The sequence below is a fragment of the Maledivibacter halophilus genome (assembly GCF_900167445.1).
In the GTDB taxonomy this organism is placed as follows: Bacteria; Bacillota; Clostridia; order Peptostreptococcales; family Caminicellaceae; genus Maledivibacter; species Maledivibacter halophilus.
In genome coordinates this window covers 894506-912189 of record NZ_FUZT01000001.1, presented here as the reverse complement: position 1 = coordinate 912189, position 17684 = coordinate 894506, and the positions used below count along the sequence as shown (strand labels likewise).

Genomic DNA, 17684 nt, shown 5'->3' with positions numbered 1-17684 from the left:
ATCATGCGATACTGTGGTCTTATGAGGTATTAATCACCGTTTCCGGCGGCTATCCCTCTGTACAAGGCAGGTTACCCACGCGTTACTCACCCGTCCGCCGCTTTCCAGCTCTATCTTCTCCCGAAGGATTAGTTAAAGCCTTCTCGCTCGACTTGCATGTGTTAAGCACGCCGCCAGCGTTCATCCTGAGCCAGGATCAAACTCTTAAATAAAATTTTCGGGTTTGACCTTTTATTGGTCAGGCTAAACGTTGACTTTTACATCAATCGTTCAACATGTTTTTTTATCCTTACACTGTTCAGTTTTCAATGTCCAAAGCTATCTTTAAATATTTTGTTGCCATTTCAGCAACGAAGTTAATTATAGCAAATTTCGGTTAATTTGTCAATATTTTTTTTATTGTTTTTTCATCGCTGTTTCTTAGCGACAAGTACTATCTTACCAAAAACAATTAAACATGTCAAATGGTAATTTTTTCTTAAATTATAAATTTTATTAAATAAGGAATTTGCATAATTACTTTATTTAATAATTGAAACTAAATATGACTATTTTCTAATTCTTCAAAACCATACAATATCTATTACACAATTTTACTAAATTAACTCGTTGTACTAGTTACTATATTGAAAGTTATATTTTAGAACAAAAATTTAATTTAATAGCACAGCAGGTTAAATTAAAATCATATAATTTCTTCAATTACATAAAAGCATAAATATTTTCCCCTTAAAAACTTATTTTATTCATCTTAAATTATTTCTTACTAATTCCATTTTTATGAAACATAAAAAATTTACATAGAAAAACTTAATTTATGTATGACAAAAATTTCTGCAATTTTATTGATGTATAAATTTACATTTTAATTTATTTTACAATATAGAAAAGAACCTTAAAATTGAATTGCCCTCCCTGTCAAGTCCACAGCTTATATTATTTTAATGTCTACTTATAAAGGAGAGCATATCAAATAAGGCTCTTGATATTATTCTTTTTCTATTTATTAAATCTGTTCCATTCCTTTTCTTAAAGCTTTAATATTTATATCTACAAACTTCTCTTTAACAGTATTTTTTATTACTTCTTCCCAATCTATATTATCTATTCCCATTGCTTTAACAAGGGCTCCAACCATTACTATATTCATAGTTTTTATATTTCCCAACCCTTTAGCAATGTCTGCAGCTTTAAAAATTGTAACATTTGTCTTAGACTGAAGCTCTTCAACTATACCCTTAGGATATTCTGCTGATCCTATTAATATTGGTGCTGAAGGAATTTCATAATCATTTACTACAACTTTTCCATCTTTTTTCAAATGGTCTATCCACCTAACAGCTTCCATTTTTTCAAAGGAAACAAGTATATCTGCCTGTCCTTTACCTATAATAGGAGAATATATTTTTTCCCCAAACCTAACCTGAGTAGTTACACTGCCGCCACGCTGTGCCATTCCATGAACTTCAGACATTTTAACATCAAAGCCAACACTCATTAAACCCTTTGCAAGAATCTTACTTGCAAGAATAATACCTTGACCACCTACTCCTACTAATAATATATTTTTAATATCTGCCATTTTAAACACCCGCCTTTTCTATAGCATCAAATGGACATGCTTGTAAACATACTTCACAACCCACACACATATTTTCATCGATTCTTGCCTTCTTAATGTTAGAATCAAATTCAATAGCAGGGCATCCGGTTTGGGTACAAATTTTACAACCTCTACAACTATCTTCATTCACTTCACAAACGATTCTTTCATTGCCGAATTCTTCTACATCTTCCTGAGAAAGTCTTTTCAGAACACAAGGCCATCTCGTTATTATTACAGAGGGCTCATCAGAGGCTAAAGCTTCATCCAAGGCCTCATTTACTTCATTAAGCTTTAAAGGATTCACTGTTCTTACATTAGGTATTCCAATGGCTTTACATAACTTTGGTATATTTATCATGCCAGTTTTTTCCCCTTGTAGGGTATATCCTGTACCTGGATTTTCCTGGTGACCAGTCATACCTGTAATTCTATTATCAAGAATAACTGTAACAGTACTACTCTTATTATAGGCTATATCAATTAGACTATTAATTCCAGTATGGAAAAATGTTGAATCTCCAATAACTGTTACTACACGTTTATCTATTCCATTTTTTTGAAAGGCTCTTTGAGCACCATGTCCTGTACTTATGCTGGATCCCATACAAATACAAGTATCCATTGCACTTAGAGGCGCTGCTGACCCCAGGGTATAACAGCCTATATCCCCTGTAACCATAATATTTTTCTTTTTACTCAATGCATAATAGAAACCTCTATGAGGACATCCGGCACACATTGTAGGTGGACGACCAACTGTTTTTGATTCGTCAAATTTAATAATTTCTCTTTCTTCGCCCAAAATTGCTTTAGCAATTATATCAGGATTTAATTCTCCTACTCTAGGTATTATATCTTTACCTATACAATTGACACCTGCAGCCTTAACTTGTTCTTCAATATATGGTTCTAGCTCCTCTATAATATAAAGAGTTTCCACCTGAGCTGCAAACTCTTTTATTTTTTGCATAGGTAGTGGGAATGTAAATCCAAGTTTAAGATATGAAACCTTATCACCAAACACTTCCTTAGAGTATTGATAGGCCACACCTGAAGTAATAATACCTATTTTTTTATCATTCCATTCAAATCTATTTAATTCTGTAGTATTGCTAAATTCTTCTAATTTTTTTAATCTATCTTCAACTTTAACATGTAATGCCCTAGCATTAGCAGGAGCAGCCACATATTTGGGAATATTTTTTTCATATTTTTTCATTGGAGTTTCTTCTCTCTCTCCGAATTCAACTATTCCCTTACTGTGACAAATTCTAGTAGTCATTCTAAATAAAACCGGGGTATCAAACTTTTCACTTATTTCAATGGCAGTCTTAACAAAATCCTTGCTTTCTTGGCTATCACTTGGCTCAACCATAGCAGCCTTAGAAAATTTTGCATACATTCTATTATCTTGTTCATTTTGAGAACTATGCATTCCAGGATCATCAGCAGAAACTATAACAAGTCCACCATTTACCCCTGTATATGAATATGTGAAAAAAGGGTCTGCAGCCACATTAACACCAACATGTTTCATAGCAGCAAGTGCCCTTGCTCCAGCTATTGAAGCTCCAATAGTAACCTCCAAGGCTACCTTTTCATTAGGTGCCCATTCAGCATAAATATCTTCTTTATATAGAGCTACATTTTCTAAAATTTCTGTACTTGGAGTTCCTGGATAAGCAGAAGCAACAGTAATACCAGCTTCATAGGCACCACGAGCTACAGCTTCATTACCTGTTAAAAACTTCTTCATGATTTCACTCTCCTTGTCTTTTTTTCAGACATCTTTAAAATAACCAGTGGATATAGAAGGCTATTTTATTTAAGACGTCTTATTTGCAGCTATTACACTTCCTAATGCTATAGAGTTTAATTTAGCTTCATGGCTATCAGCACGGGAAACTAAAACTACAGGAGCCTTAGCACCCATAATTATACCTGCTGATTTTGCATTAGCCATGTAAGTTAAAGCTTTTCCAATACCATTACCAACTTCAATTGCCGGAACAAGAATTATGTCTACATCACCAGAAACCTGGCTTTCAAACTTTTTAGTCATGGCTGCTTCTTTAGATATAGCAAGATCAAAGGCTATTGGACCTTCAACTATTACTCCCTCACCAAATTCTTTATTTTTATACATTTCTTTCAATTTATCGCCATGAACCGTTGCAATCATTTTTGGGTTAACCTTTTCCTTAGCAGCAAGACATGCAACTTTAACATTTTCAATTCCCATTGCCTTAGCAACTTTCACAGAATTTTTAAGTATCATAGCTTTTTCATCTAGAGATGGAGCTATATTCATACCTCCATCTGTTAAAAAGAGAAGCTTATGATAATTTTGACATTGATATACAACTACATGACTAAGTAAGCTATCCGTTCTAAGTCCTATTTCTTTATCAAGAACTGCCTTTAGAAGTATAGAGGTATCTATTAACCCCTTCATTACAAAATCGGCTCTACCAGAGCTTACTAATTCAACTGATACGCTTGCAGCTTCTATTAAATTTGCTTTTTCAATTAATTCATATTCATGAATATCTAAATTATTCTTCTCTGCAATATCTCTTATTTCTTTAGTTATTCCTACTAAAATGGGATCTACAATTCCCAGCTTTGCCGCATTACAAACAGCTATCAGAACCTCTTCATCCTGAGCAGCTGCAACTACTAATTTCATAGTCTTTTGTTTTTTTGAAGCATCGATTAGCTCTTCAAAATTTTTAATCACCACACTCACACCCCATCATCTGAACTTATTACCGTAAAATTAGTTTAAAATTAGTTTTAATTATTGAGGCAATTGCATAATTGACTTCTAAGAAAAATAGATGCCATATTAGCTTAAACTCCTTAAAACACTATCAATAAATTATTTTTATTTCAAATAATTGAATTAATGATAATAAACCCATATGCTCTTGTCCCAAACTAGAATTATGCAATTATCTCTATATCTTGATAGATAAGAACTGTATAGAAAAAATTCAAATTTTTTAGTAACACTTCTAAAAAATATTGAATTCAATTCTATTTTACAATACTTCTAAGTTGTATTCAATATGTTTTGCAATATTTTGTTGAAGTTTTCAAATTTTTTAACAAAAAAATCCCATAATTCTATTGTACAGGAATTCTATAATAACTACCCTCTATAAATTCCTTACATAGTAAAACAGATTCATCTTTGAATCTGTTTTACTATTCTATATTATGCAACCATCTAAAATATAAACTATTCAGTTATCTTAATCCATTGATTCTATTTTCTTTTTCCAAGCCTTTGTTATTTCATCATTAGGGTTTATTTCATAGGATTTATTAACATATTGACTAGCCAATTTTACTTCTCCAGCTTCAAGATAAGCAATGCCAATATTACACAGGATTTCAGGATCATTTCTTTTTATACTTAAGGCTTTATTAAAATATTCAAGGGCTTCGTTGGTTTTTCCAAGGGATATATAACATAATCCAATTTCATTGAGAATATCAACTTGCTTTGGTCTTATTATAAGAGCTTTTTTCAAATATTTTAATGCTTCTGGAAAATTGGATAAATGCCTATATGCTAGTCCAATAAAAAATTGCAAATTCCACCACTCTGGATATTTTTCTCCCAAAGGTAACAATTTATCTAATGCCTCGTTAGGTCTTCCTGTTAGTACTAAATTATATCCTTCTTCATATTGTATTTTATGACTTATTTCAGCTATTCTGCTCATTACTTCAGCTTCTTTGTTTTCATCTATTCCTTTTTCAATACTTTTTTCCCAAATAAGCTGGGCCTTTTTATAGAGTTTTTTATTTAAATAATGAAAACCTAAGTGATAATAAGGCAATGCAAAGTTTGGCTCTATTTCAGTTAAGTTCTCAAAACATTTAATTGCCTCGTCCTCAAAATCCTTTATAAATTCATCAGAAAACTCTTGTGACAATTCTTCACAACATCTGGCGTAATTGTAAAGTGAATCTATGTCATTAGGTTCTAAATACAAACAGCTTTTAAAGCATATTAAAGCATAAATTTTCTTGTTATCTTCAATTAATCTAAAGGCCTGCTGCAATATTACTTTTATTATATTTTCATCAAAGGATTTCAAAAAGTTCTTATAAATTTCATTATACTTAAACCCACTATCTATTCCCAGTATATATATCATGCCTTGTATAATTTTAAAAATTGAAATATCTTTATCTTCTTCACCTGTATTTTTAACTCTGCTAACTACTTCATTAATTGGAATTGGCAGCGGTATACTTTGATCTAAAACAGTTCCTTTAATTTGAATTTTTTTATTATCTTTAAGATTAATAAAAACTATATCATCCAGTTTTTTCTTTAGATATTTTTCAATAGGATTAAACATATCATTCCTCCTCAAATTGTTTTAAAGATTATAAATTCCATGATTAAAGTCATTCCCGTTGTGCAAAGTCACTATATTCTATAAAAAATGATTTAATATATGACTTTCTCTACTAAGAATGACTTTATTACTTAATGCTAAAATTTCATTATAATTAATTTAAATTTAACAAGGTATTATCGTAATATCTTATGAAATATTAAATCGTCTATATAGCCCTTCATTTTTTCGTCATAATGATGCATATGGACATTTCCTGCAAATGTAAATCCACAGGATAAAATAGTATTTATTGAAGGTTTATTATTGCTATATACATGGGCCCTTAAAATTTGTATTCCTTTATCCTTCAAATTTTCAATTGCATATTCCATTAACTCTTTTGCGATACTATTCCCTCTAAAGTTATAATCAACTGCTAAGGTTAAATTACATGAATGTCTTTTATCTCCTTTACCCCTCTTAGCTCTCAATACTGCAGAAATAACATCTCCATCGGCTGCAACATAAACAAATGTATCAGGTTTTTTTATCCAACCCCTTATTTCTTCCATTGAAGCTATTTCAGTAAAAGATACCTTTACCATTTCTTTACTGAGATTTGAAAACATAGATATTACCTTTGGTATATCATTTTCCTTAAGCTCCCTAAATCTAATACCCATAATAATACCTCCTATAAAAAAATATGTATAGAAATTTAAATAAAAACTTTAATTTATACATGTCCAAAACTCCTAGAAGCAGTAAGCATCTACACATGTATAAACTAAGTTTTATTATAACTGTCTAAAAGTTTAGTTAAACATATTAGTTAAACATAATAATACAGTAAATTATATTATAGTATTAATTCAGGCAATGTGTATTGCAGTTATATCTTTAATATCTCTATGCTGCCACTTCTATTTATACATGTTTCTCATAAACATTCTCTTTCTCCTAGTAGAAGTGCTTAAAACATTAAAGAGTTTCCCTCTATATATCATTCCGTAGGATATGAGTAGGATATAAACAACTGCGTCAATTAAAATTTTTAGCATAGAAAAAATATTTAAGTTAAGTCCTATTAAAAACATTACTTTATTTGTAATAATATGCACAGCCCATATTAAAGCTATTATACAAATATTAGGAATAAACCATTCAAAGAAATTTTCCTTTATAAACTCAAAGGAATAGGTAATAATATCAAATCCAATATAATGTTTTTGATAAATAGTTTCCGGAAGAGAATTTAATAGTATAAAAGCCAGTATTTGTATTATAAACCATAAAGAAAACCCACCTATTCTCATAGATACTATAGGCCTTAAAAATAAATCTGCTCCAAATCCTACAAACCAGAAAATTATTAGTATTGTATATATTTTCCTAAGATAAACTGTAAAACCCCTTTTAAAATCTTCTAAGGTAAATTTTTCATATTCTATAATATTTTCAATTAGATAGAGATAATTTGATATAATAGCACTTTGAAACAAGGCTATTATAATCCCTCCCAGTATCCAAGCATATGAAGCAATCCTAAACATCAATATAGAAAAAATAAAATAGGCAATTCCTACTAAAAAAATTTTCCAATTCTTTATAGCAAGTTTAAAGCTTTTATAGATTATTCCTTTATTAGTTAGAATAATGTCTTGTATAATATTCAAGTTCATTCTCCTTCCTTTATCTTAACGTTTTTTATATATTCACTTTAAAATATTTTGACCTTTCAAAATCTTTATTATCTATTTCATAATTAAACAATATTGTTATTTTTTCACAGTTTATTTCAGAAGCTTCATTTATAAGAGAGAATATATCATATTTAAATGTTTCAAAATGCACCTTTTTTATAATTTTTTTTGCTGTCATGCCTCTAAACTCTGGTAAATATTTGTCTATATTTTCTTCATTTTGTAAAAATTCATGACATCTATTTTTAAAATCTTCTATAGTAATGGAATTGAAAAATTTAGGTAAATTTCCTCTTTTGTTCCTTAGATAATCAAACTTTAATATTTCTTTAAATATATCTATATTATCAAAGCTATTTTCCACATAAAAATCCAATAGTATTTTATAAAAATCATCCTTCTTATGTGATACGTGATGATATCCTGATTCTTCCCAATATTCAGCCAAGTCTTCATAAAACTTAAAGGAACTGTTATAATATTCTTTTATTATATATTCTACACTACAATTAAAGCTGTGGGAATTATAATACTGCTCTAGCATCTCCTCAATTTGTTTAAGCTTTAACATATCTTTATATGTAATATAATTATTACACATAACTTCATAGGGCGGTTTGTCTTTATATATATATCCATACTTTTCTTTATTGATTCTAAGACCTGAACCTCTTAAAAGCTTTAAAAAACCTAATTGTATTTTATTTGATTTTAAAGAATAAACATCATCAAAGGACCTGCTAAAGGTTTTATAATTCTCATAGGGCAGCCCTGCTATCAAATCTAAATGTATATGAATATTGTCATAGGAAATCAGCCTATTTATTATATACTTTATCTTTTCAAAATCCATATTTCGCTTTATTTCCCTCAATGTTTCTGTGGAGGTGCTTTGGATACCAATTTCAAATTGAAAAAGACCTCTTCTCACACCTTTTAGAAAGTCTAATATTTCTTCATCCAGTAAATATGCAGTAATTTCAAAGTGAAAATTAATTTTACCATTATCAATTTTTTGAATATATTTCATTATTTCTAGACAATGCTTTTTATCGGCATTAAATGTTCTATCGACAAATTTCACTTGTTTTACATCGGCATCAACAAATTTTTTTAGATCCTTTTTTATTCTATCAAGGGAAAAGCATCTGACTCCTTTCAAAGTAGACGATAAACAATATTGGCAATTAAAGGGACAGCCCCTTGAACTTTCATAGTAAATAATTTTATGGTCAAGTTCTTTCAAATCTTCATATGGAAATGGTATATGGTCTAAATCCTGAATCAATGGTCTCTCCTCATTAACATATATATTGTCTTTGTCTTTAAATCCTAATCCCCTTATATCATATATATTTCCTTCTTTATTGTATAATAAATCAAAAAGTTCATTAAGGGTTAATTCCCCTTCACCAAAAACAACATAGTCAATATACTTATGTTCTTCCAATATTTCCTTTACATTATAACTAACTTCTGGTCCTCCCAAGAGAATCTTTACATCTCTTTTAACTTTTTTTAGATTTTTAGCTATTTCAAGAGTTTCATTAATATTCCATATATAGCATGAAAAACAAACCAGATCATATTGTCCTTTATATATTTCACCTAAAATATAATCTAAATTATTGTTAACAGTATACTCCTTTATATTTATATCAGGGAAATGTCTTTTATTATAGCTCCATAAATACCTAATAGCTAAAGATGAGTGTATAAACTTTGAGTTTAATGTCGTTAAAAGGGTTTTCATTGGCTTACATCCTCTTTTCTTCTTTTGCTTTTCCAAAACAGTATTTAAAGTTTTGAATTATTTCAATTATAACATAATAGCCTAAATTATATACAATAAAATTCCCTATTTTCTAAAGCCCAGTATATGCAAAAACCTCAATTCTTTATACATATAATTTGATAATCTATAGTCTATTCTATCTATAGTATGAGTCGCAATAAAAATATTATCTATTTTTTTAGGATATTTAATATCCACAACTATTAGAGAATGGGCAAAATCTTCAATAGAATGAAATTTTAATTGTATCAAATCCCCTACTTGAATATCTGTAACATCTCCCTCAGCTGCAACTGGACCTACTCCTTTATTTTTTATAAGGAATTTATGAAGATATTTTACGCTGGTCCATGCTGGTGCCCTGTTATTAATTCCTTCATAATACCATCCATATTTATCATAATTCATAGGGCAGTCTCCTGCATGTATAACCTGAGAAGCGAAATTTGAACAATCTCCACCCATTTCATCAAAATTTGTATAATTAGGATTCCTTTTTAAAGCCCACTTTCGTGCATAATTCACAGCATTTAGCCTATTATAACTATAAAGCATAAAATTTCTCCTTTACCTTTTTCTAAAGTTATATGAAAAATATTAATATTTATTACATTTTAATGATATAACTACATGCTTCAATGACTATTTATTAAGTTTTGGGGTATAAAAATTAGTAGATTTACAGTAGATTTTCATGTTAAATATTAATAATTGTGTTATTATATTATTAGATAGATTTTTTTTCCATGGGAGGAATGGATATGGCAATAATGTCTTCACGGCTAATTAGACATCAATTTTGTATTGAAGAGTTGAGAAAACTAGGTGCAAAGGTAATATCAATTCAAGGTATAATGTTTTATGTGAAATTTAAAATAAAAAACACAAAATTATCATATATGTATCATATAAAGACAGATAATACATATTATCTTGAAAGAATAAAACCTTATTTTATGACTATAGGAGATTTTAATTCAGAAGAAGATATAATTGATATTATTAAAATTGACTTAGAACAGTTTAAAAATGCCATGAATAGTAAAAATTTTAACGATTTTATAGAAGTGGATAAAAGCTTGACAAAGCTTGTGAGATATTTTGAAGATCTCTTTTTATATTACAATGTATCAAAGGATGATATAAATACTGTACAAGAAGAAGTAAACCATTTACTTGAAAAAATTGTAGATATTAAAGAAAAAAGTCAAAGAATTTATCATAAGAAAGACCCTGATGTGCTTAAATGATCGGAAAAAAGCAATAGCTACAAAAGCTATTGCTTTAATTTTTTTACATCTTCTCTGGTGCAGCTACTCCTATTAAATTAAGACCATTTTTAATCGCCTGTTTAACTGCAGAAACTAAAGCTAATCTTGCCTTTTGTATTTCCTTGTCTTGAGTCAAAATTGGGTGATCATGGTAAAATTTATTAAATGCCTGGGCAAGATCAATTATATATCTTGTAACTACAGAGGGTTCATTTTTTCTAGCTGCATCTACAACAACCTCTGAAAACTTGCTTAAAATTCTAATTATATCCATAGACTCTTTATCAGATAACTTATCAAAACCTATATTATTTTTATAATCTATTTCTGCCTTTCTAAGTAAACTTGATGCCCTAGCATGGGTATATTGAACATAAGGTCCCGATTCTCCATCAAAATTCAATGTTCTATCCCAGGAAAATGTATAATCCTTTATTCTATTATTGGATAATTCCTGGAATACAACAGCTCCTATTCCTACTTGTTTTGCAACCTCTTCTTTATTTTCCAGGTTGGGATTCTTATTACTTATGATTTCTCTGGTTTTTTCCACTGCTTTATTAAGAACATCTTCAAGGAATACTACTCTACCTTTTCTTGTAGACATAGTTCCTTCTTCAAGGCTAATCATACCAAATGGTACATGAATACAATCATAAGCCCAATCATATCCCATTAAGTCAATTATTTTTATCCACTGTTTAAAATGTAAATTTTGCTGTGATCCAACAACATAAATATTCTTATAGAAATCATAATGTTTCTTTCTATATATTGCAGCAGCAATATCTCTTGTAATATAAAGTGTAGAACCATCCTTTTTAGTTATTAGGGCTGGCGGCATGTCATACTTTTCTAAATCTACTATTTCAGCGCCTTGAGATTTAGTTAAAATATTCTTTTCCCTCATTTCTTCTAAAACAGCCGGCATCTTATCAGAATAGAAACTCTCCCCAGCCAAAGAATCAAATTTAATCCCAAGCATATCATAAACCCTGTTAAATTCCATTAGACTTACATCTCTAATCCATTTCCAAAGCTCAGTAGCCTCTTCATTTTTATCCTCCAGTTTTTTAAACCACATCCTGGCTTCATCTTCAAGCTGAGGATTCTTTTCAGCTTCCTCATGGAATTTGATATAAAGCTTTAAAAGCTCCGGTATAGGATTAGATTCTATAACTGATTTATCTCCCCAGGCCTTTATGGCAACAATAAGCTTTCCAAATTGAGTTCCATAATCACCAAGATGATTAATTGCTATGGTATTATATCCTATAAATTTATATATATTATTAATGGCACTTCCTATAACAGTTGTTCTAATATGGCCTATATGAAAAGGCTTAGCTATATTAGGAGAAGAAAATTCAACTATTACATTCTTATTTCCTCCTATATCAGATGATCCAAACTTATCCCCCTGATTATTTACTTCCTCTATCACCGTTTTAGCAAAGGTCTCTTGATTAATAGTAAAGTTTATATAAGCTCCAGCATTTTCAATTTTCCCAAACAAATCATTTTCTTCAATAGATTCTATTATCTCCTGTGCTATCATATTTGGTGACTTTCTAAATACCTTTGCAAGCTTGAAACAAGGAAAAGCAAAGTCTCCCATTTCTGAATCAGGTGGAATTTCAATCATATTAAGAATTTCCTGAAAATCTAATTCAGTTATCTTATCATTTAAAATATCAGCAATTTCTTTTTTAAAATCTATCATTTTCTACCTCCTTAGTTTTAACCATAGAAAACTCGTCTCTTAATAAGCTTAAGAGACGAGTTTTATTCCCGCGTTACCACTCTTTTTGGTACATATTATGTACCCTCTTTTCTTCCCTATAATGGGGGAAAACCATTTAGCCTACTATAGATATCAACTTTATACCGTGAACTTGTTTAAGTAAAATAATAATATTCATAAATTTTTTACTTAAACTAAAGATAAACAACTTTAGGTTTAATGACAATATTGTCTATCTTTCTTTAGTGAAACAAATTCAAAAGTAAATTTATATATGAAAGAACCGTAAAAGCACCCATATTTTTAGGATGTATAAATTAAGTTTTAAGATTGTTTCACTATACAAAGTTGCATATACTAGTTCAGCTAAAGTCTCAAAGGTGCGCTTCGGCTTAAATCCTATATCGGGCTTTCACCATCCCCAACTCTCTGTAAATACAAATTAAAGCCTACTATCCTTTTCATAGACATTTATAATAATCGAAGCTTAACTGAAAATTAGAACTGATTATTTGAAAAATATATCATTTTGAAATATAATTTAACATATTCCGAGGAGTAAATCAAGTACTTTAAAGTATTTTTTGGTTTTTCTTTTATTTCATGTATTTATTTGTTAAAATTATTGTATCTGCTTTTATAAAAAAAATACATGAAAATTTTGCTTTTATTAGGAGGTAATTATATTTTATGATTAAATATAAAAAATTTTACTTATCACATATTATTATTGCTATTAATTCTATAATTTTCATTTTGATGTTTCTTGTAGATAAATCACTAAGCTTCAATGTATACACCTTAATAGATTTTGGGGCTAAATACAACCCATTAATTGCTTCAGGAGAATATTATAGATTAATTACTCCTATTTTTTTGCATTCAGATATAACCCATATTCTTTTTAATATGTATGCATTAAACATATTAGGTAAAAACATAGAGATTATATATGGAAGGGTTAAGTTTATTATTATCTATTTGACAGCTGGATTATTTGGTAGTCTTGGAAGTTTTATTTTCACTAAATCTGTTGCTGTTGGTGCCTCAGGAGCAATCTTTGGTTTGTTCGGTGCCTATATATATCTTTATATTAGCAGACCAAATGTATTCAATACTAAGTTTCTTAAAAATTTACTTTCTATTATAGGTTTAAATCTATTTTTAGGTATAGTTTTTCCTAATATTGATAATTGGGCACATATTTGGGGACTTGTTGGTGGAATTATAATAAGCTGGGCAATCGGCATAAAAGGAGAAAAAACTTTTTCTCCTAAAAAAATAATTACCCAAATATTGACTGTTTTGTTAATATGTACATCTTTAACTGTGGGGATTAAGATCAATAAAGATAGCTGGCAATATAACCTTTTTAAAGGTATAGATTATTTGAAAGAAAATAAAATCAATAAGGCAGAATCAGAATTTAATACTGGTATTTCCAGAAATGATAATGTTGAAGATTTTCACTACTATCTTGGACATATTAACCTATCAAAGGGTAATATTCAAAAGGCCATATATCATTTTGAAAAGGCAATAGAAATAAACCCTGGATTTACTGAAGCAAAACAAGCCCTTGATAACATAAAATAAAGCTGCAAAATGCAGCTTTATTTTTTATATTTTAACAAACCTTTTAGCTATTAATCGTTAGCTTGTGACTAATGTTTAAATCTCAAATACTCTTCTCTGCTATTTACTTGGAATTAGACCTTCTAAAAAATGAAATGGCTTCGAAGTGTCTATTCCATTAAAGTTTTTCAGCACTTCTCCTTCAACCTTTATCTCTACGGTTTCATTGCCTGGTAATGCAATAATTGAGTTTACTATACCTCCTATAGCTAGTCTAGCATCGCTACTTGACATTTTCTTTTCCTTAAACTCTTTGGAAAGATTAAGGATTACATTGTCATCTTCTCTTTCAACTGAAAGAACTTTAGTTCCTTCTGGAACAGGGCTAACATAGTTACCTTTCCCTTCATAATTTATAAGCTCCTGAAGAACAAATTCTTCAATTGATTTATCTTTAAACTTCTCATCGTTTATATTTACAGAAAAAAGGTCATCATAAAGGAAAGGTTCATTCTTATATTTTAAATATAGAATATATTCAACATCATCTACAACTTCCTCAGTATCAGTTTCGCTATCACTTTCATTATTTCCTTCTACTACTTCGCCTCCGTTTTCTTCCAGAGCCTGTTCAAGATCTAAATCTTCTGTATCATCCTTCTTTTTACATCCTGAAAACATAGTAAAAACGAGTACTACTATCAATAGATAAGCTAATATCTTTTTCATTTGTTTTTTCCCCCTTAAAAATCATAATTCAAATAATTATCTTCATTAAATACTAATACACCATTTTTTCTTAACAGGGCTGCTGTTACTCCCATACCTCTTTTAATTTTCCCTTCAAATTTACCATTATAAATATCTTCACTACCACAGGAAGGGCTTTTGGCTTTTAGAATAGCAGTCTTTGCTTTACAAATTCTTGCAATTTTTAAGGTCTCTTCCGCACCTTTAACAAAACTCTCTGTAAGATCTTCCCCCATATTGTTTTTTATTTTAGAGGAACCCTGCAAAACATCCCTTCCATCTCCACTCATTATTTCACATGGTAATCTGGGAGTTGATAGTCCTCCCATTTGCTCAGGGCAAACTACTATAAATTCTTTATCCTTTAAAAATTCTATAAGGTTTTTATGGAAATTATTTCCTCCATTATATTTACAATTCAATCCAATTAAACAACCACTGACTAAAATCATATATATTTCACTCCATAAAGTACAAATGTTCAATTAAATTTACATCACTATTTCAAGTCAACTATTGTAACTCCTGATCCACCTTCTCCATATATTCCTTCTCTAAAAGCTTTAACATGGGCATGGCCCCTTAAAAAATTCTTTATTCCCTTTCTTAAAGCCCCAGTTCCCTTACCATGAATAATAATAACCTGCTCTAATTTTGCAAGATATGCGTCATCTAAATACTTATCAAGCTCTATAGAGGCTTCTTCCAAAGTTTGACCTCTTAAATCAATCTCTTTTTTTATATTTTGTGTTTTAGTCTTCATTATATTTCCTATGTTAGTATTTTTATCACTAGTCTTTCTTTCCTTTATTAATCTCACATTAGAAAGATTAACATTGATTTTCATTATACCTACCTGAACAGTTAGTTCACCATTCTGATTAGGCTGTGTTAAAACCTCCCCCTTCTGATTGATATTTAAAACCTTAACAGTATCACCAATATTCAAGCTTTTAGGTGGCTCAGAAACAGAAATATCTTCATCAAAGTTTACAGGCTCATGAAGATCCTCAATGCTTCCCTTCATTTTCTTTCTCAGCTCTTCTATTCGTTTATTTCTTTCTCTTCCCACATCCTTGGATATATTTCTCAGCTCTTTTATTATTTCATCTGCTTTCTCTTTAGATTCTTTTAGTATTTTTCGTGCCTCTTCTTTAGCTGTTTTAATTTCTCTATTTTTTTGCTGTTGTAATCTCTTATATTTTTCCTCATAGTCTTCTTTAAGCTTTTGGACTTGCAATCTAAGTTTTATAGCTTCATCTCTTTCTTCCTCAGCAGTTTTTCTATTATTCTCAATAGTTGAAATAATCTCTTCAAACTCAATATCTTCACTTGTTATAAATTCTCTGGATTTATTAATTATTTCCTCACTTAGCCCAAGTCTTCTTGAAATTTCTAAGGCATTAGATTTACCGGGTATTCCTATAAGCAATCTATATGTAGGACTTAGGGTTTCTACATCAAATTCCACAGAAGCATTTTCAATCCCTTCCTTAGCAAGGGCAAATTGCTTTAGCTCACTATAGTGGGTAGTAGCCACGGTTTTTACCCCTTTATCATAAAGATGTGTTAAAATAGCCATAGCCAGGGCAGCCCCTTCTGTAGGATCAGTTCCTGAACCCAGTTCATCAAGTATAACCAAATCCTTATCGGAAACATTTTTTAAAATTTCTACAATATTAGTCATATGGGATGAAAATGTACTAAGACTTTGCTCAATGCTCTGCTCATCTCCTATATCAGCATATATTGTATTGAATATTGAAATTTCTGTTCCATAATCAGCAGGTATGTGAAGACCTGATTGGGTCATAAGAACCATAAGCCCAAGGGTTTTGAGGGTCACTGTTTTACCTCCTGTGTTGGGCCCAGTTATAACCAGTGTATTGAATTTATCACCCAGCCATATATTAGTAGGAACAACTTCATCAGCCTTGATAAGGGGATGTCTTCCATTTTTAATTCTTATATATCCATTATTGTTAAGCTGTGGCTCTATACCCTTCATAGAAATTGACAGTTTAGCCTTTGCAAATATAAAATCAATTTTTGCAAGTATTTCCTGGTTTATCTTAATATTCTCAGAAACTTCTCCCAGCTGGGACGATATCTCTCTAAGTATTTTTTCAATTTCCGCCTTTTCCTTTAGCCTAAGTTCCTTAAGCTCATTATTCATTTCTACTATTGCCATTGGTTCTATAAAAAGAGTCGCTCCACTAGACGACTGATCATGGACCAGTCCAGGCACGTCCTTTTTATTCTCAGCTTTTACAGGCACTACAAATCTATCCTGCCTAATTGTTATTATTGCATCCTGTAAAACCTTCTGCATTCTTGAAGAATTTATCATGGAATTTAATTTATTTCTTACAGCAGTATTTTTATTTTCAATTTGTCTTCTAATATTTCTAAGGGTCGGGCTTGCATTGTCAGACAGTTCATCTTCACTTATAATGGCCTGGTCAATACGCTCTTCAATATTCTTATAGGTACTGATATTGGAAACTAAGCTTTGAAGCGGTGAAAAATCCTCTGACTCTGTAGTTTTAATAAAATTTTTTAGAATCCTCGCAGTTCTTAATGTATCTCCCACTTCAAGAAGTTGTCCAGGATATAAATATGATCCAATTTCTGCAATCTTCATATATCTTTCTACATCATAAATGGGACCTATAGGTACACTACCCTTTTGAATTATTAGACTTACTGCTTCTGTGGTCTCCATTAATCTATGTTTTGCTTCATTATATTCCTTTATTGGTACAAGCTCCTCTACAAATTCTTTTCCTAACCGAGAAGTTGCATGTTTTTTTAAGATTTCCTTAATTTTTTCATACTCTAGAACCCTAATGGTTCGTTCATTCATCTTTATTCTCCTT

Annotated in this window: 14 protein-coding genes and 1 rRNA gene; 2 read left to right on the top strand and 13 right to left on the bottom strand. The window is 30.1% G+C overall.

What is annotated here, in order from left to right:
- The 9 genes from B5X81_RS04110 to B5X81_RS04070 form a co-directional block, all read right to left on the bottom strand.
- Positions 1-212 (bottom strand): 16S ribosomal RNA (locus B5X81_RS04110); the annotation flags it as partial.
- A gap of 794 nt (positions 213-1006) precedes the next feature.
- Positions 1007-1582, bottom strand: a complete 576-nt coding sequence (locus B5X81_RS04105) for an indolepyruvate oxidoreductase subunit beta (protein WP_079489551.1) — start codon at positions 1580-1582, stop codon at positions 1007-1009.
- A 1-nt stretch (position 1583) separates the two neighbouring features.
- Positions 1584-3362, bottom strand: a complete 1779-nt coding sequence (gene iorA / locus B5X81_RS04100) for an indolepyruvate ferredoxin oxidoreductase subunit alpha (RefSeq protein WP_079489550.1) — start codon at positions 3360-3362, stop codon at positions 1584-1586.
- A gap of 69 nt (positions 3363-3431) precedes the next feature.
- Entirely contained in the window at positions 3432-4346 is a 915-nt protein-coding gene (locus B5X81_RS04095; protein ID WP_079489615.1) for a bifunctional enoyl-CoA hydratase/phosphate acetyltransferase, read from the bottom strand.
- A 517-nt stretch (positions 4347-4863) separates the two neighbouring features.
- A complete protein-coding gene (locus tag B5X81_RS04090) occupies positions 4864-5985 on the bottom strand; it encodes a tetratricopeptide repeat protein (protein ID WP_079489548.1) in 1122 nt (373 codons plus the stop codon).
- A gap of 176 nt (positions 5986-6161) precedes the next feature.
- Positions 6162-6650 (bottom strand): GNAT family N-acetyltransferase, encoded by a 489-nt coding sequence (locus tag B5X81_RS04085; RefSeq protein ID WP_079489547.1) that lies wholly within the window; start codon positions 6648-6650, stop codon positions 6162-6164.
- 240 nt (positions 6651-6890) lie between these two features.
- Positions 6891-7643 carry a hypothetical protein gene (locus tag B5X81_RS04080; protein WP_079489545.1) on the bottom strand — a complete coding sequence of 251 codons (753 nt, stop codon included), beginning with the start codon at positions 7641-7643 and terminating at the stop codon, positions 6891-6893.
- Between the two features lie 31 nt (positions 7644-7674).
- Positions 7675-9423: a B12-binding domain-containing radical SAM protein gene (locus B5X81_RS04075; RefSeq protein ID WP_079489544.1), complete on the bottom strand. Its 1749-nt coding sequence runs from the start codon at positions 9421-9423 to the stop codon at positions 7675-7677.
- Positions 9424-9528: 105 nt separating this feature from the next.
- On the bottom strand, positions 9529-10020 hold the full coding sequence (locus B5X81_RS04070; RefSeq protein WP_079489542.1) for an amidase domain-containing protein: 492 nt from the start codon (positions 10018-10020) through the stop codon (positions 9529-9531).
- A gap of 206 nt (positions 10021-10226) precedes the next feature.
- Here B5X81_RS04070 and B5X81_RS04065 point away from each other — a divergent pair, with 206 nt between their 5' ends.
- Positions 10227-10715: a hypothetical protein gene (locus B5X81_RS04065; RefSeq protein WP_079489541.1), complete on the top strand. Its 489-nt coding sequence runs from the start codon at positions 10227-10229 to the stop codon at positions 10713-10715.
- A gap of 43 nt (positions 10716-10758) precedes the next feature.
- Here the strand turns inward: B5X81_RS04065 and argS are convergent, their stop codons facing one another.
- Entirely contained in the window at positions 10759-12459 is a 1701-nt protein-coding gene (gene argS / locus B5X81_RS04060; RefSeq protein ID WP_079489539.1) for an arginine--tRNA ligase, read from the bottom strand.
- Between the two features lie 711 nt (positions 12460-13170).
- Here argS and B5X81_RS04055 point away from each other — a divergent pair.
- Positions 13171-14076 (top strand): rhomboid family intramembrane serine protease, encoded by a 906-nt coding sequence (locus B5X81_RS04055; RefSeq protein ID WP_079489538.1) that lies wholly within the window; start codon positions 13171-13173, stop codon positions 14074-14076.
- A 99-nt stretch (positions 14077-14175) separates the two neighbouring features.
- Here B5X81_RS04055 and B5X81_RS04050 read toward each other — a convergent pair whose 3' ends face one another.
- The 3 genes from B5X81_RS04050 to B5X81_RS04040 are packed head-to-tail and all read right to left on the bottom strand — an operon-like array spanning position 14176 to position 17671.
- Positions 14176-14784 (bottom strand): GerMN domain-containing protein, encoded by a 609-nt coding sequence (locus B5X81_RS04050; protein WP_079489536.1) that lies wholly within the window; start codon positions 14782-14784, stop codon positions 14176-14178.
- Positions 14785-14798: 14 nt separating this feature from the next.
- On the bottom strand, positions 14799-15257 hold the full coding sequence (locus B5X81_RS04045; protein ID WP_079489535.1) for a DUF523 domain-containing protein: 459 nt from the start codon (positions 15255-15257) through the stop codon (positions 14799-14801).
- Between the two features lie 47 nt (positions 15258-15304).
- The gene (locus B5X81_RS04040) at positions 15305-17671 is read right to left on the bottom strand and encodes an endonuclease MutS2 (RefSeq protein WP_079489533.1); all 2367 of its coding nucleotides are present in this window, start codon (positions 17669-17671) and stop codon (positions 15305-15307) included.
- Positions 17672-17684 lie beyond the last annotated feature (13 nt).

Excerpts from the sequence above, each read along its gene's own strand:
- B5X81_RS04105 (WP_079489551.1), bottom strand. The coding sequence starts at position 1,582 with ATGGCAGATATTAAAAATATATTATTAGTAGGAGTAGGTGGTCAAGGT.
- iorA (WP_079489550.1), bottom strand. The coding sequence starts at position 3,362 with ATGAAGAAGTTTTTAACAGGTAATGAAGCTGTAGCTCGTGGTGCCTAT.
- B5X81_RS04090 (WP_079489548.1), bottom strand. The coding sequence starts at position 5,985 with ATGTTTAATCCTATTGAAAAATATCTAAAGAAAAAACTGGATGATATA.
- B5X81_RS04085 (WP_079489547.1), bottom strand. The coding sequence starts at position 6,650 with ATGGGTATTAGATTTAGGGAGCTTAAGGAAAATGATATACCAAAGGTA.
- B5X81_RS04075 (WP_079489544.1), bottom strand. The coding sequence starts at position 9,423 with ATGAAAACCCTTTTAACGACATTAAACTCAAAGTTTATACACTCATCT.
- B5X81_RS04070 (WP_079489542.1), bottom strand. The coding sequence starts at position 10,020 with ATGCTTTATAGTTATAATAGGCTAAATGCTGTGAATTATGCACGAAAG.
- B5X81_RS04065 (WP_079489541.1), top strand. The coding sequence starts at position 10,227 with ATGGCAATAATGTCTTCACGGCTAATTAGACATCAATTTTGTATTGAA.
- argS (WP_079489539.1), bottom strand. The coding sequence starts at position 12,459 with ATGATAGATTTTAAAAAAGAAATTGCTGATATTTTAAATGATAAGATA.
- B5X81_RS04055 (WP_079489538.1), top strand. The coding sequence starts at position 13,171 with ATGATTAAATATAAAAAATTTTACTTATCACATATTATTATTGCTATT.
- B5X81_RS04050 (WP_079489536.1), bottom strand. The coding sequence starts at position 14,784 with ATGAAAAAGATATTAGCTTATCTATTGATAGTAGTACTCGTTTTTACT.
- B5X81_RS04045 (WP_079489535.1), bottom strand. The coding sequence starts at position 15,257 with ATGATTTTAGTCAGTGGTTGTTTAATTGGATTGAATTGTAAATATAAT.
- B5X81_RS04040 (WP_079489533.1), bottom strand. The coding sequence starts at position 17,671 with ATGAATGAACGAACCATTAGGGTTCTAGAGTATGAAAAAATTAAGGAA.